Origin of the sequence: Streptomyces sp. NPDC005566, assembly GCF_040605575.1 — a bacterium.
GTDB lineage: Bacteria > Actinomycetota > Actinomycetes > Streptomycetales > Streptomycetaceae > Streptomyces.
Genome location: NZ_JBEXDB010000024.1, coordinates 82,593 through 108,273 on the forward strand (window position 1 = coordinate 82,593; position 25,681 = coordinate 108,273).

At 69.4% G+C, this 25,681-nt stretch carries 26 protein-coding genes; 17 read left to right on the top strand and 9 right to left on the bottom strand.

From position 1 onward, the window contains the following. Positions 1-82: 82 nt before the first annotated feature. Entirely contained in the window at positions 83-1,678 is a 1,596-nt protein-coding gene (locus ABZS61_RS30685; RefSeq protein WP_356428372.1) for a glycoside hydrolase family 20 protein, read from the bottom strand. Positions 1,679-2,070: 392 nt separating this feature from the next. On the opposite strand from ABZS61_RS30685, the gene ABZS61_RS30690 reads away from it, so the two are divergent. From ABZS61_RS30690 to ABZS61_RS30735, 10 genes are all read left to right on the top strand, one after another. Next, entirely contained in the window at positions 2,071-2,577 is a 507-nt protein-coding gene (locus tag ABZS61_RS30690) for a 2-oxo-4-hydroxy-4-carboxy-5-ureidoimidazoline decarboxylase (RefSeq protein WP_356428374.1), read from the top strand. Between the two features lie 190 nt (positions 2,578-2,767). Beyond that, positions 2,768-3,148, top strand: a complete 381-nt coding sequence (gene sdhC / locus ABZS61_RS30695; RefSeq protein WP_356428377.1) for a succinate dehydrogenase, cytochrome b556 subunit — start codon at positions 2,768-2,770, stop codon at positions 3,146-3,148. Positions 3,149-3,153: 5 nt separating this feature from the next. Continuing rightward, positions 3,154-3,633 (top strand): succinate dehydrogenase hydrophobic membrane anchor subunit, encoded by a 480-nt coding sequence (locus ABZS61_RS30700; RefSeq protein WP_356428380.1) that lies wholly within the window; start codon positions 3,154-3,156, stop codon positions 3,631-3,633. Between the two features lie 29 nt (positions 3,634-3,662). Further along, complete coding sequence (sdhA, locus tag ABZS61_RS30705; RefSeq protein WP_356428382.1) at positions 3,663-5,417, top strand: succinate dehydrogenase flavoprotein subunit; 1,755 nt, start codon at positions 3,663-3,665, stop codon at positions 5,415-5,417. Further along, positions 5,417-6,193 carry a succinate dehydrogenase iron-sulfur subunit gene (locus tag ABZS61_RS30710; RefSeq protein ID WP_329208115.1) on the top strand — a complete coding sequence of 259 codons (777 nt, stop codon included), beginning with the start codon at positions 5,417-5,419 and terminating at the stop codon, positions 6,191-6,193. Before sdhA ends, ABZS61_RS30710 begins: the two co-directional genes overlap by 1 nt. A 193-nt stretch (positions 6,194-6,386) precedes the next feature. Then, positions 6,387-6,989: a hypothetical protein gene (locus ABZS61_RS30715; RefSeq protein WP_356428386.1), complete on the top strand. Its 603-nt coding sequence runs from the start codon at positions 6,387-6,389 to the stop codon at positions 6,987-6,989. A gap of 19 nt (positions 6,990-7,008) precedes the next feature. After that, positions 7,009-7,815, top strand: coding sequence for a hypothetical protein (locus ABZS61_RS30720; RefSeq protein ID WP_356428388.1), 807 nt, complete (start codon positions 7,009-7,011; stop codon positions 7,813-7,815). Positions 7,816-8,025: 210 nt separating this feature from the next. Next, positions 8,026-8,460, top strand: coding sequence for a hypothetical protein (locus ABZS61_RS30725; RefSeq protein ID WP_356428391.1), 435 nt, complete (start codon positions 8,026-8,028; stop codon positions 8,458-8,460). Positions 8,461-8,468: 8 nt separating this feature from the next. Further along, on the top strand, positions 8,469-8,927 hold the full coding sequence (locus ABZS61_RS30730; protein ID WP_356428393.1) for a DCC1-like thiol-disulfide oxidoreductase family protein: 459 nt from the start codon (positions 8,469-8,471) through the stop codon (positions 8,925-8,927). A 31-nt stretch (positions 8,928-8,958) separates the two neighbouring features. After that, complete coding sequence (locus ABZS61_RS30735) at positions 8,959-9,711, top strand: TetR family transcriptional regulator (protein ID WP_356428453.1); 753 nt, start codon at positions 8,959-8,961, stop codon at positions 9,709-9,711. A 51-nt stretch (positions 9,712-9,762) separates the two neighbouring features. On the opposite strand, the gene ABZS61_RS30740 is transcribed toward ABZS61_RS30735, so the two are convergent. From ABZS61_RS30740 to ABZS61_RS30750, 3 genes are all read right to left on the bottom strand, one after another. Beyond that, positions 9,763-11,145 (bottom strand): metallophosphoesterase, encoded by a 1,383-nt coding sequence (locus ABZS61_RS30740; RefSeq protein WP_356428456.1) that lies wholly within the window; start codon positions 11,143-11,145, stop codon positions 9,763-9,765. Between the two features lie 74 nt (positions 11,146-11,219). Continuing rightward, on the bottom strand, positions 11,220-11,465 hold the full coding sequence (locus tag ABZS61_RS30745) for a hypothetical protein (protein WP_356428396.1): 246 nt from the start codon (positions 11,463-11,465) through the stop codon (positions 11,220-11,222). Next, on the bottom strand, positions 11,462-13,252 hold the full coding sequence (locus ABZS61_RS30750; protein WP_356428399.1) for a recombinase family protein: 1,791 nt from the start codon (positions 13,250-13,252) through the stop codon (positions 11,462-11,464). Before ABZS61_RS30750 ends, ABZS61_RS30745 begins: the two co-directional genes overlap by 4 nt. Positions 13,253-13,545: 293 nt before the next feature. Between ABZS61_RS30750 and ABZS61_RS30755 the strand changes: the two genes are divergently transcribed. Then, on the top strand, positions 13,546-14,823 hold the full coding sequence (locus ABZS61_RS30755; protein ID WP_356428402.1) for a D-alanyl-D-alanine carboxypeptidase: 1,278 nt from the start codon (positions 13,546-13,548) through the stop codon (positions 14,821-14,823). Here ABZS61_RS30755 and ABZS61_RS30760 read toward each other — a convergent pair. Next, positions 14,771-15,694, bottom strand: a complete 924-nt coding sequence (locus ABZS61_RS30760) for a YihY/virulence factor BrkB family protein (RefSeq protein ID WP_356428405.1) — start codon at positions 15,692-15,694, stop codon at positions 14,771-14,773. The genes ABZS61_RS30755 and ABZS61_RS30760 overlap by 53 nt on opposite strands. A 128-nt stretch (positions 15,695-15,822) precedes the next feature. Between ABZS61_RS30760 and ABZS61_RS30765 the strand changes: the two genes are divergently transcribed. After that, positions 15,823-17,175 carry an FAD-binding oxidoreductase gene (locus ABZS61_RS30765; RefSeq protein WP_356428407.1) on the top strand — a complete coding sequence of 451 codons (1,353 nt, stop codon included), beginning with the start codon at positions 15,823-15,825 and terminating at the stop codon, positions 17,173-17,175. Positions 17,176-17,351: 176 nt separating this feature from the next. Continuing rightward, complete coding sequence (locus tag ABZS61_RS30770; RefSeq protein WP_356428409.1) at positions 17,352-18,107, top strand: decaprenylphospho-beta-D-erythro-pentofuranosid-2-ulose 2-reductase; 756 nt, start codon at positions 17,352-17,354, stop codon at positions 18,105-18,107. A 124-nt stretch (positions 18,108-18,231) separates the two neighbouring features. Here ABZS61_RS30770 and ABZS61_RS30775 read toward each other — a convergent pair whose 3' ends face one another. Next, on the bottom strand, positions 18,232-18,822 hold the full coding sequence (locus ABZS61_RS30775) for a 2'-5' RNA ligase family protein (protein WP_356428412.1): 591 nt from the start codon (positions 18,820-18,822) through the stop codon (positions 18,232-18,234). Between the two features lie 89 nt (positions 18,823-18,911). Then, a complete protein-coding gene (trpS, locus tag ABZS61_RS30780; protein ID WP_356428415.1) occupies positions 18,912-19,925 on the bottom strand; it encodes a tryptophan--tRNA ligase in 1,014 nt (337 codons plus the stop codon). A 54-nt stretch (positions 19,926-19,979) separates the two neighbouring features. Between trpS and ABZS61_RS30785 the strand changes: the two genes are divergently transcribed. The 4 genes from ABZS61_RS30785 (at position 19,980) to rocD (ending at position 23,785) form a co-directional block, all read left to right on the top strand. After that, on the top strand, positions 19,980-20,693 hold the full coding sequence (locus ABZS61_RS30785; RefSeq protein ID WP_356428417.1) for a sigma-70 family RNA polymerase sigma factor: 714 nt from the start codon (positions 19,980-19,982) through the stop codon (positions 20,691-20,693). Then, a complete protein-coding gene (locus tag ABZS61_RS30790; protein WP_356428420.1) occupies positions 20,686-21,585 on the top strand; it encodes a hypothetical protein in 900 nt (299 codons plus the stop codon). Before ABZS61_RS30785 ends, ABZS61_RS30790 begins: the two co-directional genes overlap by 8 nt. 120 nt (positions 21,586-21,705) lie before the next feature. Further along, the gene (locus ABZS61_RS30795; protein ID WP_356428423.1) at positions 21,706-22,440 is read left to right on the top strand and encodes a hypothetical protein; all 735 of its coding nucleotides are present in this window, start codon (positions 21,706-21,708) and stop codon (positions 22,438-22,440) included. Between the two features lie 139 nt (positions 22,441-22,579). Beyond that, complete coding sequence (rocD, locus tag ABZS61_RS30800) at positions 22,580-23,785, top strand: ornithine--oxo-acid transaminase (protein ID WP_356428426.1); 1,206 nt, start codon at positions 22,580-22,582, stop codon at positions 23,783-23,785. A gap of 218 nt (positions 23,786-24,003) precedes the next feature. Here the strand turns inward: rocD and ABZS61_RS30805 are convergent, their stop codons facing one another. Then, positions 24,004-25,191: a glutathionylspermidine synthase family protein gene (locus tag ABZS61_RS30805; RefSeq protein ID WP_356428429.1), complete on the bottom strand. Its 1,188-nt coding sequence runs from the start codon at positions 25,189-25,191 to the stop codon at positions 24,004-24,006. 6 nt (positions 25,192-25,197) lie between these two features. Next, the gene (locus ABZS61_RS30810) at positions 25,198-25,473 is read right to left on the bottom strand and encodes a hypothetical protein (RefSeq protein ID WP_356428432.1); all 276 of its coding nucleotides are present in this window, start codon (positions 25,471-25,473) and stop codon (positions 25,198-25,200) included. Between the last annotated feature and the right edge of the window lie 208 nt (positions 25,474-25,681).

Below are 25,681 nucleotides of genomic sequence, written 5' to 3' on the forward strand. Positions count from 1 at the left end.
GCATGAGCCGCACGCCCCTCCCCAGGGCGCGCGGCTAGCGGAACCTAACCTCCCGCGGCGTCGCTGTCCACGGAGTTGCCGATCAGTTCGACGTGTCGACCTCGTCCGCCAACTGCTGGAACTGTGCCCAGGTCAGCGCCGGTTTGCGTGGATCCCACAGCTTCTGGGAGACCGCGTTGAGCGGCATCCGGATGCCGTCGGCCACCTGCTGCGGGGTCTGTGCGTTCGGCAGGTCGCCCCAGACCGCGAACCGGCCGCCGAGGATCTGCTTCGAGTAGCGCTCGGGTACCGGCTCGGTGCCCCGCAGGACGAACGGGGTCCACTGCTCGTAGATCCGCTCCCCTGTCGGGTAGACGAATTGGTTGGGCTGGCCGAGTACGTAGTAGAGGTACTCGTCGTTGAGGTTGATCACATCGCGGCCCTCGGCCAGGTACTCCTCGGGCGGCCGGGCGCCGATCTCCTTGCCCGTCCAGTACTCGACCTCGATGCCCTTGTGGGCGGTGACGGTCCCTCCGCTGAAGAAGCCGTCGTTCCAGGCCTTGGGGATCTTGTCCGCCTTACGGATGACCGCGGCGCGGTCGTTCAGCCAGCCTTCCGCCAGGTCCTGGATGGTGGCGTCGTCGCCGTACTTCTCCCGCGCGGCCGCGGCGAGCTGCGGGAACGAGGCCTGCGGACTGCTCACCGTGAGCGCCTGGTACTCGTCCGCTCCGACGTGGAACCAGTCGCCGGGGAAGAGCTCGGCGTACTCGTTCAGCAGGTCGTCGACGATCTGTGCCGATTCGGGATCGGAGATGTCGATGGCCCCCGGCCGGGCCTCGCCCTGCGTGTTGCGCAGCTGGAGGTCGGGGTGGGCACGCAGGACCGCGCCCAGATGTCCCGGGGAGTCGATCTCGCCGACGACCGTGATGTGGAGGCTCTGGGCGAGCTTCACGATCCGGCGGACCTCGGCCTTGGTGAGGTGTTCCTCGGAGACGATCTCGGGGTGCGTATCGGACTCGATCCGGAAGGCCTGGTCGTCGGAGAAGTGCAGGCCGAGCTGGTTGAGCTTGATGTCGGCCATCTCGTGCAGCCGGTCCTCGATCCATTCGGCGCTGTAGTGCTTGCGCGCGATGTCGAGGTTGAGGCCGCGCTGCGGCCGGTCCGGGGTGTCGCGCACCACGCCCTCCGGCATGGTCCCGGCGGCGTTCAGCGACTGCTTGAGCGTGCGGGTTCCGTAGAAGACACCCGCCTGGTCGTGGCCGCTGATCGTGACCCGGCCGCCCGCCGCCTTCAGGGTGTACGACTCGGGAGCACCCTTGGCCCCGAGTGCCAGCTCGACGTCTCCGGCGCGGGCCGCGGCCTCACCCCGGTAACGGATCTTCAGTTCCTCGGCGAGCAGTTTCGCCTCGTCGGCGAGCTCCTCGTCACCGTCGGCGACGACGACCGTGCTGTTCTCGCCAGGCTTCCAGCCGGGGCCGCGGGCGGCGGTGTGCGAACGCACCGCGGGTACGGTCCCGGGCGCCGTGGAGAGCGGGTAGCTCCGGCTCGGCGAGGGGGAGGCGGATGTGCGGGAGGAGGACTGCGCGCCGCCCTGGTTCCCGGGGCCGGAGTTCTCGGGCCAGACGATGACGGTGAGGGTGACGGCGGCTGCCGCCGTGACGGCGGCTCCGGCCACCAGGGCTCCGCGTGAGGGCGACATCGGTCAGAATCCTCCGGATCGAGGGGAGAAACAGGTCAAAGATGGGGGGATAGTCGGGCATTCTCCTCAGCGAAACGTCCATCAAGCGTTCCGAAACTCTCCCGTCCGGGTGAACTTCGCGCATGCCTCGGGTACCCGAAGCCCTGCCTCGCTAGCGTGGCAACACATACGTCTCACTGTTCGCTCTCTCCCCCCACGCAACCTCGTTGCTCTCCGGCCCCTCTCCAGGGTCGACGTCGTCGTTCAACCGAGGAGTCCAGCTGTCCAGGTCCAGCGAGTCCCACGCCGGCCTGCCGAAACCGCCGCAGCAGGCCGGGCGGACAGCCATACCCGCCCAGAGCCGCGGTGCCGCCCAGGCACCGGTGGAAGCCCCGGTTCCGGATCCAGTCTCGGTGAGTACGCGCACGAGTGCCCACTCGAGCGGACTCGACCGCTTCAACACATGGCCCCGCGAGGCCGCCGAGGCCGCCCTGCTGGAGTGCTGCGGCAGCCGACGCTGGGCCGTTCGCATGGCCGCCCACCGGCCCTTCCCGGACCTCGGCGCGGCTCTCGCCGCGTCCGACGAGGCGGGTTACGACCTCACTCCCACCGACATCGCCGAGGCGCTCGCGGCCGAGAGCGCCCCCTGCCTGCACCACGACGCGCCCCGCGCCGCCCATCTGGCGCTACGGGCGGCGCATGCCGCGTACGAGAGTCGCTTCGGCCATGCGTTCGTGATCTGCCTGGACGGGTGGCGGCCCTCGCAGCACGTTGACCAGGTGCTGGCCGCGATCCGTACCCGGCTGGCGCACGATCCCGACGAGGAGCGGGCCCTCACGGCCGAGGAAATGCGGCGACTCGCCCGGGGCCGCATCATCGAGCTGGTGACGGACGCGGGGCGGGCACGGAGCCCGTTCTGAAAGGTGGCATATGGACTGCGGTAGCCCGTCCGTGCCTGTTTGATTGCCACTTTGATCACACCAGAGGCCCCGCCGCCATGGAACCGACAAAGCGTCGCTACGATGGCCAGGGCCGGTGGACCGTACCCGGCCGGGTCAGACCGACAGTCAAGCCGGCCGACCCCAATCCCCGCTCCCGGAGGGTTCTTCCGTGCCGGCTGGAACGCTGTACCGCGGCCGGGAAGGCATGTGGTCCTGGGTGGCTCATCGAGTCACCGGTGTCCTCATTTTCTTCTTCCTGTTCGTACACGTCCTTGACACGTCACTCGTGCGTGTCTCCCCCGAGGCGTACGACGAGGTCGTGGCCACCTACAAGACCCCGATCGTCGCGCTGCTCGAGTACGGCCTGGTGGCCGCGATTCTCTTCCACGCGCTGAACGGTCTCCGTATCGTCGCCGTGGACTTCTGGTCCAAGGGCCCGCGCGTTCAGAAGCAGATGCTCTGGGCCGTCCTGGGTATCTGGGTCGTGCTGATGGTCGGGGCCCTGTACCCCGTCCTCGGTCACGCCGTACGCGAAGTCTTCGGGAGCTGAGGCCAATGTCCATCGAGACCTCCTCCTCCGCGATCGGTGACGTCGAGGCGGTAAGCCTGTACGACGTCGACAACCCCGCTCCGGTGATCGAGCCCCCGCGCAAGCGCACGGGCAAGACCCCCAAGGGCTCACGCACCAACTTCGAGATGTACGCCTGGCTCTTCATGCGCCTGTCGGGCATCGTGCTGGTCGTTCTCGTCATCGGCCACCTGCTGATCCAGCTGGTGCTGGACGGCGGCGTCTCCAAGATCGGCTTCGCCTTCGTGGCGGGCCGCTGGGCCTCGCCGTTCTGGCAGGTCTGGGACCTGGCGATGCTGTGGCTCGCCATGCTCCACGGTGCCAACGGCCTCCGTACGGTCATCAACGACTACGCCGAACGGGACACCACCCGCTTCTGGCTGAAGATGCTCCTGTACACCGCCACGGTGTTCACCGTCCTGCTGGGCACGCTGGTGATCTTCACCTTCGACCCGAACATCCGCTAGGCGCCGGGACAGAGGGACCAGAGGAAACCATGCAGATCCACAAGTACGACACCGTCATCGTCGGCGCCGGCGGCGCCGGCATGCGCGCGGCCATCGAGTCGACCAAGCGCAGCCGTACCGCCGTGCTGACGAAGCTCTACCCCACCCGCTCCCACACGGGCGCGGCGCAGGGCGGCATGGCCGCCGCGCTCGCCAACGTGGAAGAGGACAACTGGGAGTGGCACACCTTCGACACGATCAAGGGCGGCGACTACCTGGTCGACCAGGACGCCGCCGAGATCCTGGCGAAGGAGGCCATCGACTCCGTTCTCGACCTGGAGAAGATGGGCCTTCCGTTCAACCGCACGCCCGAAGGCAAGATCGACCAGCGACGCTTCGGCGGCCACAGCCGTAACCACGGCGAGGCCCCCGTCCGCCGGTCCTGCTACGCCTCGGACCGCACCGGCCACATGATCCTCCAGACGCTGTACCAGAACTGCGTCAAGGAGGGCGTGGAGTTCTTCAACGAGTTCTACGTCCTGGACCTCCTGCTCCAGGAGGTCGACGGCGTCAAGAAGTCCGCCGGCGTCGTCGCGTACGAGCTGGCCACCGGTGAGATCCACGTCTTCCAGGCGAAGTCGGTCATCTTCGCCTCCGGCGGCACCGGCAAGTTCTTCAAGGTGACCTCCAACGCCCACACCCTGACCGGTGACGGCCAGGCCGCCGCGTACCGCCGCGGTCTGCCGCTGGAGGACATGGAGTTCTTCCAGTTCCACCCGACGGGCATCTGGCGCATGGGCATCCTGCTGACGGAGGGCGCCCGTGGTGAGGGCGGCATCCTCCGCAACAAGGACGGCGAGCGCTTCATGGAGAAGTACGCGCCCGTCATGAAGGACCTCGCGTCCCGTGACGTCGTGTCCCGCTCCATCTACACGGAGATCCGCGAGGGCCGCGGCTGCGGGCCCGAGGGAGACCACGTCTACCTCGACCTCACGCACCTCCCGCCGGAGCAGCTGGACGCCAAGCTCCCGGACATCACCGAGTTCGCGCGTACGTACCTCGGCATCGAGCCCTACACGGACCCGATCCCGATCCAGCCGACCGCCCACTACGCCATGGGCGGCATCCCGACCAACGTCGAGGGCGAGGTGCTCGCCGACAACACGACCGTCGTCCCGGGCCTGTACGCCGCCGGCGAGGTCGCCTGTGTCTCCGTGCACGGCGCCAACCGCCTCGGCACCAACTCGCTCCTCGACATCAACGTCTTCGGACGCCGGTCGGGCATCGCCGCCGCCGAGTACTCCGCGAAGAACGACTACGTCGAGCTTCCCGAGAACCCGGCGCAGCAGGTCATCGACCAGGTCGAGCGGCTGCGCAACTCCACGGGCACCGAACGCGTCGCCACGCTCCGCCTGGAGCTGCAGGAGTGCATGGACGCCAACGTGATGGTGTTCCGCACCGAGCAGACGATCAAAACGGCGGTCGACAAGATCGCCGAGCTGCGCAAGCGCTACCTCAGCGTGTCCATCCAGGACAAGGGCAAGCGGTTCAACACCGACCTGCTGGAAGCCGTCGAGCTGGGCAACCTGCTCGACCTGGCCGAGGTCATGGCGACCTCCGCGCTGGCCCGCAAGGAGTCCCGCGGCGGTCACTACCGCGAGGACTACCCGAACCGCGACGACGTCAACTTCATGCGCCACACCATGGCGTACCGCGAGGTCACCGCCGACGGCACCGAGTCGATCAGGCTCGACTACAAGCCGGTCGTCACGACCCGCTACCAGCCGATGGAGCGTAAGTACTGATGGCTACCCCCACCCTGGAGAAGTCGGACAAGGCTCCCGAGCCCGAGGCCGGCTTCGCCGACACCCCGTACATCACGGCCACGTTCCGGATCCGCCGCTTCAACCCGGAGGTCTCCGACGAGGCGCAGTGGCAGGACTTCCAGATCCTGATCGACCCGAAGGAGCGTGTCCTCGACGCCCTCCACAAGATCAAGTGGGAGCTGGACGGCACACTGACCTTCCGGCGCTCCTGCGCGCACGGTATCTGCGGCTCCGACGCGATGCGGATCAACGGCAAGAACAGGCTCGCCTGCAAGACGCTGATCAAGGACATCAACCCGGACAAGCCGATCACGGTCGAGGCCATCAAGGGCCTCACGGTCCTCAAGGACCTCGTGGTCGACATGGACCCGTTCTTCCAGGCCTACCGCGATGTCATGCCCTTCCTCATCACCAAGGGGAACGAGCCGACCCGTGAGCGTCTGCAGTCCTCCGAGGACCGCGAGCGCTTCGACGACACCACCAAGTGCATCCTGTGCGCCGCGTGCACGTCCTCGTGCCCGGTGTTCTGGAACGACGGCCAGTACTTCGGCCCGGCGGCCATCGTCAACGCGCACCGCTTCATCTTCGACTCGCGTGACGAGGGCGGCGAGCAGCGCCTGGAGATCCTCAACGACCGTGACGGTGTGTGGCGTTGCCGCACGACGTTCAACTGCACGGACGCCTGCCCGCGCGGCATCGAGGTCACCAAGGCGATCCAGGAAGTGAAGCGCGCGCTGATCACGCGTCGCTTCTGACCCACGGGCCGCTCCGGCTCCGCAGGTTGTCACCGAGAGGCCCCGTTCCGCGCACGGACTGCGCGCGAAGCGGGGCCTCTTGGTGCGTCGCGGGGGCGTGGACGGTACGGTCATGCGGAGTCGGTGACCGGCTCGACACTCCCGGCGCGGCACAGCACGGGGGACGAAGTCTTGATGGAGAACGGGGAACGTTGTGAGCGATCCGAATCCGTACGCGGACGACTCATACAAGTGGGGCCCGCCCCAGCAGCCGGGCAACCCGCCCACGATGCCGGACGGACAGGGCTACGGCTACCCGGCGGCGCCGGGTGCCACTCCGGCGTACGGCTATCCGCAGCCGCTGCCCGATTCGGCGGTGCAGCCCGGTCCGGGGTACGGCTATCCGGCCGCCGGACAGCCCACCCAGCCCGGCTTCAACCTGCCGGTGCAGCACGGGATGCAGCACGGGGGCGGGGTTCCGATGCTGTCGTTCGGTGACATCACCGTCATGAACGACTCGATCGTGACGCCGTCCGGCACGATGCCCCTCAAGGGTGCGGTGTGGACGGCGACCGACATGTCGCGCACGGAGGAGAAGATTCCGACCGTGGCTATCGTGCTGGCGATCATCTTCGCGCTGCTGTGTCTGATCGGTCTGCTCTTCCTTCTGATGAAGGAGAAGAAGACGACCGGCTTCATCCAGGTCACGGTCACCAGCGGGGGCCGCCACCACTCGACGATGATTCCGGCCACGGGTCCGCAGACCTTCCAGATGGTGATGGCCCAGCTCAACACCGCCCGTTCGATGAGCGCCTGAACCCGGGTAGCGCACCCGCATGGCCCGCTTCGATCACACGGTCGCCGTCGTGCCCGTGGACCGCGCCTGGTTCGAGGAGTGCGCGTCGCTCGTCCTGGACGCCGCCGAGTCCACGCAGGTACGCGGCGGCCGCATCGTGCTGGGGGGCGGCGACGGACCTCCGGTCCCCGGCGCCCGGTTGCTGAAAGGCCGTCATCTGCGGCCGGGGGCCCGGTACAAGATCGGCCCGGACGCCGATGAGGCGGCCGACGCCTCCGGCATCCCCTCGGACCAGGTGGTCGTCGTCACCGTACGGGAGTGGCGGCGCTCGACCGCGATCGCGGTCGAGCAGCTCGTCAAGTCCGCCGACCTGACCGTCCTGCTGGCCGCGCGGCTGCTCAGTCCCGACCGGCCCGGAGCGCTGAACGTGCGCTTCGACCTGCGCAATCCCGGCGGGGGTTCGCTGCAGCGGGTCTCGGGCCGCGCAAAAGTCGCCCTGCCCGCGTGGTGGGCGGCCGCGGCTGCCCGTCCCGGCTCCCTCCCGCCGGCCCGTGCTCCGCTGACGGCCCGCGCCAAGCACCGGCTCGGGCGGGCGCGTCTCACCGTCACTCCGCGTCCGGCCGCCGAGGGCGCGTGGGAAATCGGCGTCACGCTGACCGTGCGCGGTCGGTCGCTGCTGCGGCCGGTGGCCGCGCTCGCGCTGTTCTTCGGCCAGGTGCCGCTGCGGCGGGCCTTCCGGTCCGGTGTCGACCAGGCGGCCGCCCGGTGGAACGAGGCCCTGGGCTCCGAACCGCTCCCGGACCCGGATGCACTGCGGGCCGAGCTCCGCAAGGCCCTCAGCGGCTGATCCCGCGTCACCCCTGCCCGTCCTTCACCCTTTCCCTCGCTTCCTCCCTCGGCCCTTCCTCGGCGCTGCTCGACCCTCCCTCGGCCCCGCTCGGCCCTCCCTTGCTCCTTCCAGTGTTCCGGCGTCCACCGGGCGCCACTTGAACATGTTCAAAGGCAGGTCTACAGTCACTGTCATCAGCTTTTGAACGCGTTCAAGGGAGGGTGGGGCATGGACCTCACTGTGCTCGCGTACGTCATCTACCTACTCATCAGCGTGGCGCTGACCATCTGGGTCGCCCGCACGCTCAGCCGCAACGGCAAGGTCTTCCTCGCCGATGTGCTCCAGGGGAACGAGAAGCTCGCCGACGCCGTGAACCACCTGCTGGTGGTCGGCTTCTACCTCGTCAACCTGGGCTTCGTGACCCTCTATCTGAAGAACGCCGACGGGGTCGCCGACGCCCGCCAGCTCTTCGAGGCCCTGTCCGTGAAGGTCGGCGTCGTCCTGCTCGTCCTGGGCGTGATGCACCTCGGGAACGTCTACGTACTGAACAAGATCCGCCGCCGCGGCCTCATGGAGCGGGAGCAGACGCCGCCCGTGCCGCCGCAGGGCTGGGTGGGTCCGGGCGGCCAGGGGCCGTGGGCCGCACCCGCCACCGGGAAGTGAGCGGGGCCGTGACGCACATCCCCGTCACGCTTGCACCGGGGCAGGTCCTGTCCGCCCCGGTGACCCGGCTCACCGTGCTCTACGACGACCGGTGCTCGCTCTGCCTCCATCTGCGGCAGTGGCTGCAGAGCAGGCGTCAGCTCGTACCGCTCGATCTGGTCCCGGCCGGTTCCCAGGAGGCGCAGCGCCGCTTCCCCGGGCTCGACCACGCGGGCACGCTCGACGAGATCACGGTGGTCGGTGACCGGGGACAGGTCTACCGCTCCACCGACGCCTGGATCGTCTGCCTCTGGGCGCTGGCCGAACACCGGCCGAGGGCCCACTGGCTGGCCACGCCTATGGGCCGGCCGTTCGCCCGTGCGACCGTGCTCGCCGCGGCGAAGTACCGGTCCGTGACGGCACAGCCGTGCGGCGAGGGCGACGGGCGCTGCGCAGTGCCGGGTCCGGCGGACGGATCTCCCGGTTAGCCTTGGGACCGTGGTGAAGGAAGCGAAGAACGTGGCTGACGCGAACGCGGCGAAGCCGGCCGGAGAGGGCAAGACCGCCAAGGCGGTCAAGGCCCAGAAGAGTGAGCAGACCCGCACTCTGATTCTCGAGACCGCACTCAGACTCTTCGAGGAGCGCGGTTACGACAGGACGACGATGCGGGCCATCGCCCAGGAGGCCGGTGTCTCCGTCGGGAACGCCTACTACTACTTCTCCTCCAAGGAACACCTGGTCCAGGGCTTCTACGACCGGATCGCCGCCGAGCACGAGGCGGCGGTCCGGCCGATTCTCGCGGGGGACCCGGATCTCACCGTACGCATCAGGGGCGTCCTGCTCGGCTGGCTGGACGTGGCGGAGCAGTACCACCGCTTCGCCGCCCAGTTCTTCAAGAACGCCGCCGACCCCGACAGTCCGCTGTCCCCGTTCTCGGAGGAGTCCGTCGCCGCACGCCAGGCCGCCATCTCCGTGCACGAGCGGTGCCTGGCCGGGTCCAGTACCAAGCACGACCCGGAACTCGCCGAACTGCTTCCGCAGCTGATGTGGCTGATGCAGATGGGGCTGGTGCTGTTCTGGGTCTACGACCGGACCGAGGGCACCGAGCGCAGCCGGCGGCTCGTGGAGCGCACCGCCCCGATCGCCGCACGGGCGATCGCACTGTCCCGTTTCCGGGTGCTGCGGCCTCTCGTGCGGCAACTCCATGACGTACTCGTGGAGTTCATGCCGGGCGCGGCGGCCCGCCCGGCACCGGACGCCACATCCGGCTGAGCTCCCAGGTCCTCAGCAGGGTGGCCGTCGACGCGTCGCTCGATGCGCCGGTCAGGCCTGCTTGGAAGCGAGCTCCACCACGGTGATGTCGGAGGCTGCCCCGACGCGGACCGGCGGGCCCCAGGCGCCCGCACCGCGCGAGACGTAGAGCTGGGTGTCGCCGTAGCGCTCCAGCCCCGCGACCGTGGGATTGGCCAGCTCGGCAAGGAAATTGCCGGGCCAGAGCTGACCACCGTGGGTGTGGCCGGAGAGCTGCAGGTCGACGCCGTGCTCGACGGCGTCGTGGATGACGACGGGCTGGTGTGCGAGCAGGACGGAGGCGCGTCCTCGGTCGCGGTCACCGAGCGCTGCGACGAAGTCGGGTCCCTGGCCCTCGCTTTCGCCCGCGACGTCGTTGACCCCGGCGAGGTCGAAGCTTCCGATCTCGACCCGGGCGTTCTCGAGCGGGTGCAGACCCAGCTCACGCACGTGGTCGACCCACTCGGCGGCACCGGAGAAGTACTCGTGGTTGCCGGTGACGAAGTAGCTGCCGTGCCGTGCCTCGAGCCCGGCCAGCGGCTCGGCGGCGCGGCCCAGGTCGGCGACCGATCCGTCGACGAGGTCGCCGACGACCGCGACCATATCGGGCCGGGTGGCGTTGATGGAGTCGACGATGCGCTGGGTGTGCGCCCGGCCCAGGATGGGACCGAGATGGATGTCGCTGACGACGGCGATCCGGAAGCCGTGGGCGGAGCGCGGAAGCTTGGCCAGGGGCACGGTGATCCGCTTGACCCGGGGGCCGCGCAGGACGCCGTACGTGCCGTAACCGACCGTGCCAAGCCCGGCGAGGGCGGCGGCGCCACCGACGGCGCGGGCAACGAACAGCCGCCGCGAGGGGTCGGCGACGGACGGGGCGGCTGGAGCCTCGGTTTCGGTGCGGGGCTCGGTTTCGGTGCGGGTCCCGGAGGCGGGGGCGGAGGCGGCTTCGGTGCTGGAGGCCGTGCCCGGCTCGGCACGCGGCACGGCGTCGTCCGCGGATGCTGTGGCTGTCGTGGCTGTCGTGGCTGTCGTGGCTGTGGTGGTGACGGCAGGCGTGTCGGTCCCCGCAGCAGCGTCCCCCGCGGCCGCGCTCCTGGCGTTCCTCCTAGCGAGCACTCGGCGCAGGACCGGACGTACGGCCTCGCCCACCAGCAGAGCCAGCGTCAGGTACAGCAGCGCGGCCAGCCACAGATAGCCCGGCCAGGCCAGCACCTGCTGCACCCGGAACGGGACCCCCGCACGGCTCGAGACCAGAGCGCCGACGCTCAGCAGCGGCAGCACGAACATCGCGACCGTGCCGACGCGGCGCGCGGCACCGCCCTTCGCCGTCGTGTCACCGACGAACCGGCGCCACACATAACGGTGCACGCCTACGAGCAGCGCGAGAACCGCGACAGCCGCCCCTGCGAAGACCACAACCACTTACGCTCCCCCGCCCACCTGTGAGCCTGCTCCCACCCGCGCCCGGACCTTCGCCTTTGTCCGGCTTGTCATGTGCGTTCGCCGCGCGAAGCCCTGACACCACGGAACCCGATGACTCCGACGGCCGTCCCCAGAAGAAACGACGTGATGGTGAGCAGGAGATGGACCCAGAAGTACGCAGTCGGGTCACCCGCGTCATCGAACGCCAGTCCGCTGCCGTCCTTCCACAAGTTCTTGGCGAAAGTGGCCCAGATCACCCAAGACCAGACGCCGAACACCGTGAGGAACCAGGAAACGGGGCGTGTGAGCTTCATGGGGTGTCAGTGTCCTTCGCTGCGGCAGGGTGGTCCCTACCAGTATGTGACTGGCACCCGACTGACCAGCCAAGGGGGTCGACGGAATCCTCCCCTTCCTGGCTGTCTTCCGCCTTCTTGCGCCAGCCGAGCATCACGCGCGCTTCAACGGGGATCAGCTTCCGCGTCTCGGGGTCGCGCCCCGGGCCGACGGATACGCCTTCGAGGAAAAGCGCCAGAAATTCGCGCCGCTTGACCACGTCCCACTCGGCCCACGGTGTTCCGGAGCCCGTCGGCTGTTCGGCGTCAGCGGCGAACCACTCGGATGGGATGCTGACCGAGTCAGCGGTCCGGGCGTCGAGTTGCACGATGCGTTGTTCACACGCCGACTCGTACGCCCGGTATTGCCGCACAGTCGCACGCCATGTGGCGAGTTCGATTGCTCCTCGGTAGAGCCCCGCCTTGCGGTCCGCTTGAAGCTCTGTGATGGACGCCCGCACGTGTTCGAGGTGCGCGGCTGTCCCCTCCCGTTCCGCCTGGACTCCGGCCAGATCTTGCTGTGCCGCGAAACGCGCTGCCGCGGCTTCGACCCAGTCGCGGTCTTCCTCCTTACCCATGTCGGCGCGAACCAGGCGGGCCCATACGCGTTCGGCGACATACTCATCCGCGTCCTTGCGTTTGATGGAGAGTCCGCCGTGACCCTTCGGGTTGGCGCACATGTAGTAGTCCTGTCCACCATTGTTCTTGCTCTGCCCCATGGAACCGTCGCACAGTCCGCAGCGCGTGAACCGCCATCCGCTGAGGAGGGTTGACACCGTTTCCCCTCCGGGCTTCCTGTTGGCGGGGGTGCGGTCCTGCCGCAGCTCTTGCAGCTCAAGCCACATGCCACCGCTGATGATGCCCATGTGCGGGGTGACGGGCGCTCCCGTGGCGTCGCGCTGAATCACGTTGATGTGATGCTTCCCGCGCGGGACACGCTCACTGGCGAATCCACCGATGGCAGGGTGATTCAGGATCCACGCGACTGTCTGCGCGCGCCAGCGGATGGGGCTGTCGTCGCCTGCGACGCGCCGTTTCTTGATGGACTCCATCCGCTTGGGGGTTGCCCGTCGTCGGGCGAGTCCGGGCGCGGGTACACCGTCGGCCTCAAGCTCGGTGGCGATGGCGTTGTCCGACGTGCCGTCCAGGCACATCTTCACCATGCGTTCCACGGTGGCGACGTGTTCGGGGTTACCTGCGTCCGGTTCGAGAACCGAGATCACGAGGTTGTCCACTTGCCTGCGTACGGCGTGCAGGCCGTAGGGGGCACTTGAGGAGTGGCGCCCGCCGAGGGCCGAGATCTCGCCTTTGGCTCCCTTCAGTCGTTCGGCCTTGATATCGCTGTCCTGCTTGGCGAGTGCTGCGATCAGCGCGAAGATCGCGACGCCGATGGGGATGCTTGTGTCCAGGAAGGGTTCTTGTACGGAGACGAAGCGGACTCCGTACTTCTTGAGCTGCTTGTCGATCTCCAACGCGTCGTGGGCGCCCTTCCGCGTGAGGCGTGACAGTTCAGTGACGACGACTACGTCGACTTCGCCCGCGCGTACGGCGATCATCAGGTCGTCGAACCCTGGCCGTACCGCCTTGGGGTCCCACCCGGATCGGCCAATGTCCTTGAATCGGCGCACGACTCGCCACCCGCGCGAGTCCGACAGCGCCTCGCCCTTGTGAAGCTGATCCTCGGGAGACGCTTCGGAGGAGTCGGGACGCGCTTTGGACTGCCGTGCATACAACGCTACGCGTACGGTGTCTAGCTTCTGGGGGTCCACGGGGGACAGGAAAGGGGCCACGCCACCATGCTGCTTGTTGTCATGGGCTCTGACCTGTGCGCTCTGAAGGTTCCCTCGTAAGGGTTAGTTACGCATGGAAAGTGATCCAGATGAACCAGCTCCACACCCCGAACGCGAGCAGGAACCAGGAGACGGGGCGGCTGAGCTTCATGGATCCAATATCGCCGCCGCCCTCCGGCCCGGTCGCCCGGGGTGGGCTGTCTCGGCGGTCTGCACGGCGGGTCAGACCATCCGGGTCCCCATCCTCAGCTTCGCCATGTACGTTTCCGACCGTGCCTGCTCTGAAAAAGACCGTATTGACGGTCCTCTCCGCCGCGTTGCTGTCCGTATGTGTCGTCAGTCCCGCGGTCGCGGCCGATAAGGACAAGACCGACGACAAACAGCCCAAGCCGACCGGTCCGCTGTCGACGGTCGGCGGCAAGCAGCTCGGGGAGGTCGGCACCCAGGTCAACCTGGGCGGCGGCGCACCGGTCCTGCCCAAGGACCTCACCGCCCGCTCGTGGATCGTCGCGGACGCGGAGAACGGCCAGGTGCTCGCGGCCCACAACTCCCACTGGCGGCTGCCGCCCGCCTCCACCCTGAAGATGCTCTTCGCCGACACGGTCCTGCCCGCACTCCAGCCGAAGACCATGACGCACATGGTGACGGAGGAGGAGCTCGCCGGTGTCGGTCAGGGCAGCAGCCTGGTGGGCATCAAGGAGGACCACGCCTACACGGTCCACGACCTGTGGCTCGGTGTGTTCCTGCGCTCCGGCAACGACGCGGTGCATGTGCTGTCCTCGATGTACGGCGGTGTGCCGGCGACGGTCGCGGCCATGCAGCGACACGCCGAGGAACTCCAGGCGCTCGACACAACGGTCGTCTCGCCGGACGGCTACGACTCCCCGAAGCAGGTCTCCAGCGCGTACGACCTGACGCTGTTCGCCCGCAGCGGTCTCCAGAAGGCCGACTTCCGGGAGTACAGCGCGACGGCGACCGCCGAGTTCCCCGGGGAGCAGAAGAAGGGCAAGAAGCGGAAGTCCTTCGAGATCCAGAACACCAACCGGCTGATCACCGGTGACATCGGCGTGGAACCGTACAAGGGCATCGCGGGCGTCAAGAACGGCTACACCTCGCACGCGGGCAACACCTTCACCGGAGTCGCCGAGCGCAACGGCAAGGTACTGCTCGTCACCGTCATGAACCCGTCGTCGGAGGAGAGCCACGCCGTCTACAAGGAGGCCGCAAGCCTTCTCGACTGGGGCTTCGCGTCGAGCGGCAAAGTGACCCCGGTCGGCGAGCTGGTCCCTCCGAAGTCCGCCGCCACCGGAACCGGCAAGGGCGCGCAGCAGGAAGGCGCCACGGACGCCGGCAAGGACGGGCCGGGGGCCGGGACCGGGACCGGGTCCGGGAGGAAGCATGCGGCGACCACCGCCGCCACCGGCACCAGCGGGGTGTGGACGGCCCTGTCGATCGTCGGTGGGCTGCTGGTGGTCCTCGGGGCCGGCGTGTTCCTGGTCAACCGGCGCTGGCCGCTGCCCGATCTGGTGCGTCGCCTCCCCCGTCGCTGACGGAACCGGTAGCGCCCTCCTCCTTGCTCGGCGTCGCCGTCCAGGCGGCGCAGAGCAGGAGCAGCTTCGCGGTGAAGTTGATCCAGAGGAGCAGTGCGACCGGCACACCGAAGGCGCCGTACATGCTCTTGGCCGCGACGCCCTTCATGTAGCTGCCCAGCAGCAGCTTGAGCAGCTCGAAGCCGACCGCACCGACAAGCCCCGCGACGATCAGCCGACGGCGCGGCGGCTCCACGCCGGGCAGCAGGGTCAGCAAGTAGATCAGCAGCAGGAAGTCGGCGAACACCGCGACCGTCACGGCGGCCACCTGGAGCAGGATGCCGCCGGCGCCGCCCTCGGGGATGCCCAGCAGATCGGCCGTCCAGCCGATGGCGGTCGAACCGACGGTCGAGGCGGCGAGTGTCACGAGCGCCGCACCACCGAGGCCGAACAGCAGGCCGGCGTCCTTGAGTTTGCGGATGACCGGATTGCCCTCGTCCACGTCGTCCTTCTCCCAGACGGCGCGCAGACAGTCCCGCATCGCGCCGACCCAGCCGATGCCGGTGAAGAGCAGCAGCGCACCGGCGACGAGCCCGACGGTGCCCGCGTGGGCCACCAGATTGTCGATGCCGAGCTGGTCCGAGATACCCGGCACCTGCTCGGCCACCTTGTCCTTGATCTTGTCCAGCTGCTCGTCGGAGAGCAGCGCGGCACCGATCGCCGCGCCGACCGCGATGAGCGGGAAGAGCGCGAGGAAACTGATGAAGGTGATGGCCGCGGCGAGCCTCGTCCAGTGGACCCGATCCAGCGTCTCGTAGGAGCGCCAGGCGTGCGTCATCATCAGCCGTGCGACGAGCGGCCCGATGACGGGGAGATTTTTCAGCCAGTCCATGACGTACGCGTACCCCTCTGGGCGGAGAAAACCGGTGCCGGGGTCCCCTGGAGCCATCAATCACCCATTTCGGTGAGTGCTGTAACAAATCCCTCAAATGGGTTTTCTCGGGCGATACGGTCACCCTCATGTCTGTCGACACGGTGTCCATGACCGGCTGGGGCCGCACCGCCCCGACGACCGCTCTGCGGTTTCGCCCCCGTACCTACGAAGAGGCCGTCGCCGCCGTGCGCGGCTGCGGGCCCCGCGGTGTCGTCGCCCGCGGGCTGGGCCGCGCCCACGGCGACGCGGCCCAGAACGCGGGCGGCTCCGTCGTCGACATGACCGCGTTGGACCGGATCCGCTCGTTCGACGCCGACACCGGCACGGTGGTCTGCGATGCCGGGGTGAGTCTGCACCGGCTGATGACCGTCCTGCTGCCGCTCGGCTGGTTCGTGCCGGTCACCCCCCGGACCCGCTACGTCACCGTCGGCGGGGCGATCGGCGCCGACGTCCACGGGAGCAACCACCCGGCCGCCGGCTCCTTCACGCGGCATGTGCGCGCGCTGGAACTGCTGACCGCCGACGGCGAGGTTCGGACGGTGCTGCCCGGCACCGAGCTGTTCGACGCGACCGCGGGCGGCCTGGGCCTGACCGGGGTCGTCCTTTCCGCGACACTCCGGTTCCGCCGCGTCGCGACCTCGTTCATGACGGTCGACACCGAGCGGGCCGCCGATCTGGACGAGGCACTGGCCCGTCTCGCGTCCTCCGGGCACAGCGCGCCCTATGCGACGGCCTGGATCGATCTTCTGGCGCGGGGGAAGGCGAGAGGGCGCGCCGTCCTCACACGAGGGGAGCACGCACCGCTCGATGCGCTCCCGGCGCGCGCCCGGCGCACACCGCTGCCGTTCCGCCCGGGACAGCTGTCCGCCACGCCGCCCGCCCTCGTGCCGGAGGGACTGCTCGGGCGGACCTCCGCAGCGCTCTTCAACGAACTCCGCTACCGCAGCGCACCCGTGTTCCGTTCCGGGGAGCTGCAGAAGCTCTCCGCCTTCTTCCACCCCATGGACGCCGTCCCGCACTGGAACCGCCTCTACGGACGCGGCGGTTCCGTGCACTACCAGTTCGCCGTCGGATACGGCCAGGAGGAGACCCTGCACCGCATCGTCGGGCGGATCTCCGCGCGCCGGTGCCCCGCGTTCCACGCCGTGCTCGGGCGGTTCGGCGAAGCCGGTCCGGGCTGGCTGTCGTTCCCCGCGCCAGGCTGGACGCTCTCCTTCGGCCTGCCCGCCGGGCTGCCCGGCCTGGCGCGCCTCCTGGACGGTCTCGACGACGAGGTTGCGGCGGCCGGTGGCCGGGTCTGCCTGGCCAAGGACGCACGGCTGCAGCCGGACATGCTGGCCACGATGTACCCGCGGCTGCCCGAATTCCGCACCCTGCGGGCGGAGCTGGACCCGCGGGGGGCCTTCCGGTCGGATCTGTCGCGCCGTCTCGCGCTCTGACCGTCCGTCCGATGGCACGGCTACCCGATGGCACGGCTGCCCGATGGCACGTCTGTCCGACTGCCCGCCTGCACGTATGCCGCAGTCCGTCTCCGCAGTCCGTTTCCGCCGCCCCCCCTGCCGTTCGCCCTGCCGTTCGCTCCGCCGTCCACTCTGCCGTTGCTAGGAGATTTCTCGTGAAGGACGCCTTCGGTGCCCCGCAGTCCCTGCTCGTCCTCGGCGGCACCTCGGAGATCGGTCTGGCCACCGCGCGCCGCCTGATCTCCCGCCGCACCCGCACGGTCCGGCTGGCCGGCCGGCCTTCACCCGCTCTGGAGCGGGCCGCCACGGAGCTGCGTGAGCTGGGGGCGGACGTGCGTACCGTCGCCTTCGACGCGCTCGACACCGAATCGCACGAGGAGGTGCTCGGAAAACTCTTCACCGAAGGCGACATCGACACGGTGCTGCTGACTTTCGGCATCCTCGGCGACCAGGCGCGCGACGAGGAGGATCCGCTCTCCGCGGTCCGGGTCGCCCAGACCAACTACACGGGGGCGGTTTCCGCCGGCCTGGTGTGCGCCGGCGCACTCCAGGCGCAGGGCCACGGATCGCTGGTGGTGCTCTCCTCGGTGGCGGGCGAGCGCGCCCGGCGCGCCGACTTCATCTACGGCTCCAGCAAGGCGGGCCTGGACGCCTTCGCGCAGGGACTCGGGGACGCGCTGCACGGTACGGGGGTGCATGTGATGGTCGTACGCCCCGGCTTCGTACGGTCGAAGATGACGGAAGGCCGTCAGGAGACGCCGCTCGCGACGACGCCGGGCGCGGTCGCCGACGCGATCGTGACGGGGCTGCGGCGGCGCTCGGAAACGGTGTGGGTGCCCGGCGCCCTGCGGGTGGTGATGTCGGCGCTGCGGCACGTTCCGCGCCCGCTGTTCCGGCGGCTGCCGGTATAGGGCCTCTCGTCCGGATCTTGCTGGGCTCGCGTGCCCTGGCACCGCTCCCTGGTCCAGCCTGATCCGGACGAAAGACCCTGGGCGGGCGGTCCGGGCCGCGGGGACGGTGGCCCCGGCCGACTGGTCAGGGCTGCAGGGACGGCTGGTCCACGGAGTAGCCGCCCTGGGCCGGCACGGCGGGTGTGCCGCCGCCGGCCCCGAACGGGAACTCGTGGATCTTGCGCCAGACGCTGTCCGCGCCCTGCTCGTACAGCGCGAAGGAACCGCAGGTCCACGCCGCCTCGTACGAGGCGAGCTCCTCGTACGCGCGGTCCATCGCGTCCTCAGCGATGCCGTGGGCCACGGTCACATGCGGGTGGTACGGGAACTGGAGCTCGCGCACCAGCGGCCCCGAGGGCTCCCGGACCCGCTTCTGGAGCCAGGAGCAGGCCGAGGCGCCTTCGACGACCTGGACGAAGACGACCGGTGACAGCGGGCGGAAGGTACCCGTTCCGGACAGCCTCATCGGGAAGGGGCGGCCGGCCGTGGCGATCTGGGCGAGATGCGCCTCGATCGCCGACAGGTCGGCCCCCTCGGCCTGCGTCGGCGGGAGGAGGGTGACGTGGGTGGGAATGCCGTACGCGGCAGGGTCCCCGAAGCTCGCGCGCCGCTCCTGGAGCAGGCTGCCGTAGGGCTCCGGGACCGCGATCGAAACGCCAAGCGTTACGGTCCCCACATCGTTCTCCTCAATCGTCGATGGTCGGTTTTCGGTCGTGTCGACGCCAGTGTGACCCGCGGGCCGTGATCTCGCCAGGGTCCTTGGACTCAGTGCTTCGCCGGCAGAAGGCCCATCCGGTCGTACGTCTGCGCCAGCGTCTCGGCGGCGACGGCCCTGGCCTTCTCCGCTCCCTTTGCCAGGATGGAGTCCAGCGTCTCCGGGTCGTCCAGATATTCCTGGGTGCGGGTCCGGAACGGGGTGACGAACTCCACCATGACCTCCGCGAGGTCCGTCTTCAGCGCGCCGTAGCCCTGACCCTCATACTTCCGTTCGAGATCCGCGACGGCGGTTCCGGTGAGGGTGGAGTAGATGGTCAGGAGGTTGCTGACGCCGGGCTTCTTCTCCGCGTCGAAGCGGATGACGGTGTCCGTGTCGGTGACCGCGCTCCTGACCTTCTTCGCGGTGACCTTCGGTTCGTCCAGCAGGTTGATCAGGCCCTTCGGCGTGGACGCCGACTTGCTCATCTTGACCGCCGGGTCCTGGAGGTCGAAGATCTTCGCCGTCTCCTTCAGGATGTACGGCGCCGGGATGGTGAACGTCTGCCCGAAGCGGCCGTTGAAACGCTCGGCCAGGTCACGGGTGAGCTCGATGTGCTGACGCTGGTCCTCGCCGACCGGGACCTGGTTGGCCTGGTAGAGCAGGATGTCGGCCACCTGGAGCACCGGGTAGGTGAAGAGGCCCACGGTCGCCCGGTCGGCACCCTGCTTGGCGGACTTGTCCTTGAACTGCGTCATGCGGGACGCCTCGCCGAAGCCGGTGAGGCAGTTCATGATCCAGCCGAGCTGGGCGTGCTCGGGCACATGGCTCTGGACGAAGAGCGTGCAGCGATCCGGGTCGACGCCGGCCGCGAGCAGCTGGGCGACGGCGAGCCGGGTGTTCCCACGCAGCTCCGCGGGGTCCTGCGGCACGGTGATCGCGTGCAGGTCCACCACCATGTAGAACGCGTCGTGGGATTCCTGGAGCGCCACCCACTGGCGGACCGCGCCGAGGTAGTTGCCGAGGTGGAACGAGCCTGCGGTGGGCTGGATTCCGGAGAGCACACGAGGTCGATCAGAGGCCATGAACTCATTGTCTCAGGTGTGGAACCGATCTCCGGCAACCGGTGTATGAAAGGTGTGAGGACGCGGGAGGGGGCCCTGCAGCCAGGGCCGGAGGGGGGCCGCACCGTCGACGACAGGGCCGGGAGCGGTGTCGTCGGGCGTGCCGGGGATCAGTCCGGGGAGCCGGCGGGGGACACGGCCGACGGCGAGGCTGCGGTGATCGCTCGTGTGCGCGCCGGCGAGGCGGAGGCATACGCGCAGCTCGTGCGCGCCCACACAGGTGTCGCGCTGCGGGCGGCTGTCGCCTTCGGCGCGGGAGCCGAGGCTGAGGACGTGGTGCAGTCCGCCTTCTTCAAGGCCTACCAAGCGCTCGGGCGTTTCCGGGACGGCGCGTCCTTCCGTCCGTGGCTGCTGCGGATCGTGGTGAATGAGACGAGAAACACAGTCAGGTCGGCGGGGCGGGCGCGGGCGGTGGCTGGGCGCGAGGCCAGATATCAGGGGGCTGCTCCGTTGATACCCGACTCGGCGGATCCAGCGGTGGCGGCGCTGGCGGAGGAGCGGCGGACCCTGCTGTCGGCCGCGCTGGAAGGGCTCACCGAGGAGCAGCGGCAGGTGGTGACCTGCCGCTATCTGCTCGAGATGGACGAGGCGGAGACCGCGCAGGCGCTGGGCTGGCCGCGCGGGACGGTGAAGTCCCGCCTGAACCGCGGGCTGAAGAAGCTGGAACAGCGGCTCGGCGGGCAGTTGGGCCCGGATCCGGGACCGGAGGGAGGTGGGAGGGATGGCTGAGATGGACGGTCCGGTGCGCCCGGGGTCGGAGCGCGATGACGACCGGGCGCGACTGCGGGCGGAGCTGCTGGCCCTGGGCCGCAGCCTGGACGCGCCGGCGACCGATGGCAGCACGATGGCCGAGCGGGTGCTGTCGCAGATCGTCGCCGAGGCGGTGCCCACACCTGTGCGCGAGCCTCCGGGGCTGCGGCAGCGGACCGGGGCGTGGGCCCGCAGGCACGCACGGATACTGACCGCTGCCCTCTCGGGTCTGCTCGTCGTGCTGGTCCTCACGCCTCCCGTCAGGGCGGCGGTCGTGGAGTGGTTCGACTTCGGCGGGGTCCAGGTGCGGTACGCACCGTCGGCGGAGCCCCCGGGCCCGGCCGGCGCGTCGCGGACACCGGAGGCGGGCAGCACCGGCGCGCCGGATGCGGCCGAGGAGCGGGATGCCCCGGACTGCACCGCGTCGGTGCCGATCTCCGAGGCGGCCCGGCAGGCGGGCTTCCGGCCGGTGGTCCCCCGAGAGCTCGGTCCACCGGACGCGGTGGCCGTGACGGGCCTGCCGGAGAGCCGGTGGATGGTCACGCTGTGCTGGCACGAGCGGGGGCGGACCATTCGGCTCGATGAGTTCGCGTCCGGTCTCGATCCGTACGTCACCAAGCAGGTCCGCGTACAGCCGCAGTGGCTGGAGCTGGGCACGGACGAAGAAGGCCCTGGAACGAAGGCGCTGTGGTTTGCGCAGCCTCATGAATTGACGTTCGGGATGGTCGGGAAGGACGGCCTGCGGTGGGTCCGGTCCGAACGGACCGCAGGACCGACGCTGTTGTGGGTCCGGGGCGGGCAGATGACGCTGCGGCTGGAAGGCGTGGACTCGCAGGAGCGGGCGCGCGCCGTCGCCGAGTCCACTCTCTGATCTCTGGGCGGACCGGAAAGAAGCCGGCTTCCGGACGGAACCTCCAAGGGCCCGGCGGTGTATCAGATGTGTCCGGTCCGGAGGGTCCGCACCGGACACAGGCAGGGGGACGGGGACGACATGCGAAAACGACAGGAGCGGCGGGGGTGGGTGCGGCGTCTTGCCGTTCTGGTGACGGTCCTCGGGCTGGGCGTGCTGCTCGCGCCCGGCGCGGTGGCGGGCGGGCGGACGAGCGTGCTGGTCACCTCGCCGTCGAGCGGCGAGGCTGCCGCCCTCTACGTATCGGATCCGAAATTCGGCCGGTTGTCCCGTCTGCTGGGCCCGCCGGACAAGGGCGACCGTCTCCAGCCTCCGTCGCTGGACGGCTCCGTGGCGACCCGGCAGATCAACGTGACATGGATGGCGCTCGACCTGCAGCCGACCCGGACGGACCGGGTGTTCCCCGGGTCCGACCCCGACACCGTCTGGATACACACGGCCGCGCAGGTGCCGGCCACCTATAGGGGTCTCTGGCACCGCGCCGCCGAGCCCAGGAAACTGGTGGCCCTCCTGGGCGACCTGGGCCTGATGGGCCGGACAAGCCCGGAGAAGGGGGGGCCCGCGCTGTATCCCCGCCCCTGGGACGTCGAGAGCGCCCAGGCGCCCTCCGTAGAGGCCCGGCCGGATGACGCGCCCTCCTCCGGCCGGACGACCGCTGCTGCGGCCGTAGCAGGGGATGCGGGGCCGTACGAGCGCCTCGACCACTGGTGGTGGGCGATACCCGGGCTCGCGGTCGGCGCGGTGCTTGCGCCGGTCCTGCGTTCGAAGGGTGGGAGGCGGGAGCCGGGGCGGCGCCAGGAGCTGCTCGACCGCTGAGCGGCGAGGGGGAAGCGACAGGAGGCGGTGCACCGGGGCTCGGAGGCGCGCCGCACAGGAGAGGTTTCCTCGTGCCGGATCCGACCGACGATACAAAGTGGGCACACCCCGCCCACGCCGCACGACGAACGGAGATCCCGTGTCGACCACGGAAACTGCCATCGCCTCCGCCGAGGCGCACAGCGCACACAACTACCACCCGTTGCCGGTCGTCGTCGCCTCCGCGGACGGAGCCTGGATGACCGATGTCGAGGGCCGCCGCTACCTCGACATGCTCGCCGGTTACTCCGCCCTCAACTTCGGACACGGCAACAGGCGCCTCATCGACGCGGCCAAGGCCCAGCTGGAGCGCGTGACGCTGACCTCGCGCGCCTTCCACCACGACCGGTTCGCCGACTTCTGTACGCAGCTCGCCGAGCTGTGCGGCATGGAGATGGTGCTGCCCATGAACACCGGAGCGGAGGCGGTGGAGACGGCGGTGAAGACCGCGCGCAAGTGGGGGTATCGCGTCAAGGGTGTCCCGGACGGCATGGCGAAGATCATCGTTGCCGCCGGCAACTTCCACGGCAGGACGACCACGATCGTCAGCTTCTCCACGGACGCGGAGGCGCGGGCGGACTTCGGCCCGTACACGCCGGGGTTCGAGATCGTGCCGTACGGGGACCTGACCGCGCTCAGTGAGGCGATGACCGAGAACACCGTGGCGGTGCTGATCGAGCCGATCCAGGGTGAGGCCGGGGTGCTGGTGCCGCCGCCGGGCTATCTGCCGGGGGTCCGGGAGCTGACCCGGGAGCGGAACGTCCTGTTCATCGCGGACGAGATCCAGTCGGGGCTCGGCCGTACCGGGAAGACCTTCGCGTGTGAGCACGAGGGCGTGGTTCCCGACATGTATGTGCTGGGCAAGGCGCTGGGTGGTGGTGTCGTTCCGGTGTCAGCCGTGGTCTCGTCGGCCGCGGTGCTCGGTGTCTACCGGCCGGGCGAGCACGGATCGACGTTCGGCGGGAACCCTCTGGCCTGCGCGGTCGGGCTGGAGGTGGTGGCGATGCTGCGCACCGGTGAGTTCCAGCAGCGGGCGGCGGAGTTGGGTGACCACCTCCACCACGAGCTGGGGCTGCTGGCCGGCGAGGGGGCGGTGGAAGCCGTCCGGGGCCGCGGTCTATGGGCGGGGGTCGATATCTCCCCGGGTCTCGGGACGGGCAGGGAGATCTCGGAGAAGCTGATGGATCGCGGGGTGCTGGTCAAGGACACCCATGGTTCGACGATCCGGATCGCCCCTCCTCTGGTGATCAGCAAGGAGGATCTGAACTGGGGCCTGGACCAGCTCCGCGGAGTGCTGAGTGCCTGAGGGCGGAGGTGTCCTGAGCACCTGACCGAGCCGGCCGGGGCCCGCCCGTCCGGAAGGGCCGGCTGCACCACGTCCGGACGCCCGGGGGCCGGCCCCCGGGAACCGGACCTCCGGGCCCGGCGCGGGGAGGCTCGACAACAGGGGGTCCGGCCTCCCGGAGCGCTGGCCACCCGGGCAGGGCTCCGGGCGACGCGGCCCGGGCAGCTGCCCGTGGACTCTCAGAGGATGACGTGGGGCAGGAAGCGGGCGTATTCGTCCGTGACCAGCCCTGCCGATTCGCGGATCCCGAGCCCGGCCGCCTCGTTTTCGACGACCCAGGCGCCGAGGACTACGCGGTTGCCCGCGAAGTCGGCCAGCGGCGCCAGTTCCTGGTAGCAGCAGGGTTCGTCGCGCAGCACCGGCTCGCTGCCCGGCTCGTGGATGGTGACTCCGGCGCCCTCCCGGCCGAGCAAGGGCTTGGCGACATAGCCCGCTGCACCGGGCCCGGCCAGCTCGCGGGGTCCGTCGAGATAGGAGGGCAGCAGGTTGGGGTGACCGGGATACAGCTCCCACAGGACGGCCAACAGGGCCTTGTTGGAGAGGAGCATCTTCCAGGCGGGCTCGATCCAGCAGGTGGTGCCGGTTCCGCCCCCGTTGTCGAGGGTGTCCAGGACATGCGGCCCGAACCGGTCGGTCGCCAGCCACTCCCACGGGTAGAGCTTGAAGCAACTGCGGATGAAGCGGAGCCGCTCGTCCACGAACCGGCCGGCCAGCCGGTCCCAGCCGATCTGTTCGACGGAGAGTGCCTCGGTCTCGATGCCCGCCTGCGCGGCGGTCTCGCGCAGATAGGCGACCGTCATCAGGTCCTCGCCCAGTTCGTCGCCGTCGGAGTGGGCAAAGTACAGCGGCCCGGGCGGCAGCAGTGGGGCCTGCCGCTTCCATCCGTCGACGAGACGCTCGTGAAGGGAGTTCCACTGGTCGGCCCCCGGGAAGCGGTCCTCCATCCAGAACCACTGGGAGCTGGCGGCCTCCACCAACGAGGTCGGGGTATCGGCGTTGTACTCCAGCATCTTCGCCGGACCGGTCCCGTCGTAACGCAGGTCGAACCGGCCGTACAGGGAGGGGAGTTCGGCGCGGCGACGCCATGACTCGGCGATCAGTCCCGCCAGCCGGCGGTCGGTGATGCCCAGATCGGCGAAGCGGTCCTGGTCGACGATGTGCCCGGCGGCGGCCAGGCACATCGTGTGCAGCTCCTCCACGACCTCTTCGAGCGCCTCGACCTCCGGCAGCGAGAAGACGTAGTAGGCGCTCTCGTCCCAGTAGGGGCGCAGGGATCCGTCCGGGTAGCGGGTCAGGGGGTAGATCAGTCCCTGCTCCTCCACGGTCTCCTGCCAGCCGGGACGCGGCTCGATGGTGCGGCGCTCCATGACGGCTCAGCCGCCGCCGGAGCCGGAGGATCCGAATCCGTCGCGCTCGACCGCGGACTTGTTGAAACTGCCGCCGGAGACCTTGTTGTGGGAACTGCTGCCGCCGTAGTAGTACGAACCGCTGCCGTTCTTGTCGCTGCACTCGTAACTCGGCAGTATTTCCTGGGTCACCCGGTCGACGCACCGCCGGTCCGGTTCCGAACTGCAGGAGGTGAGCGTCGCCGCGAGCACCCCCATACCACCGAGCACCACGGTGCCCGACCTGAGCCTGCGCCTGACCATCTTTGTTCTCCCCCGTCGTAGCCACGAGCCACTGGATGCAGTCAGATTAGATGCACGACCGGCTCGGCTGAAATCAGGTACTCACGCTCCCCTGTTTGTCCGGACATCCACGCCTAGGTGTACTGCCCAGGGACGTTGGTCAATCTGGTGATGGGCGGTTTGCCGCCGGTTGCGGTGTGGGGGCGGTGGTGATTGTAGTGATGGAGCC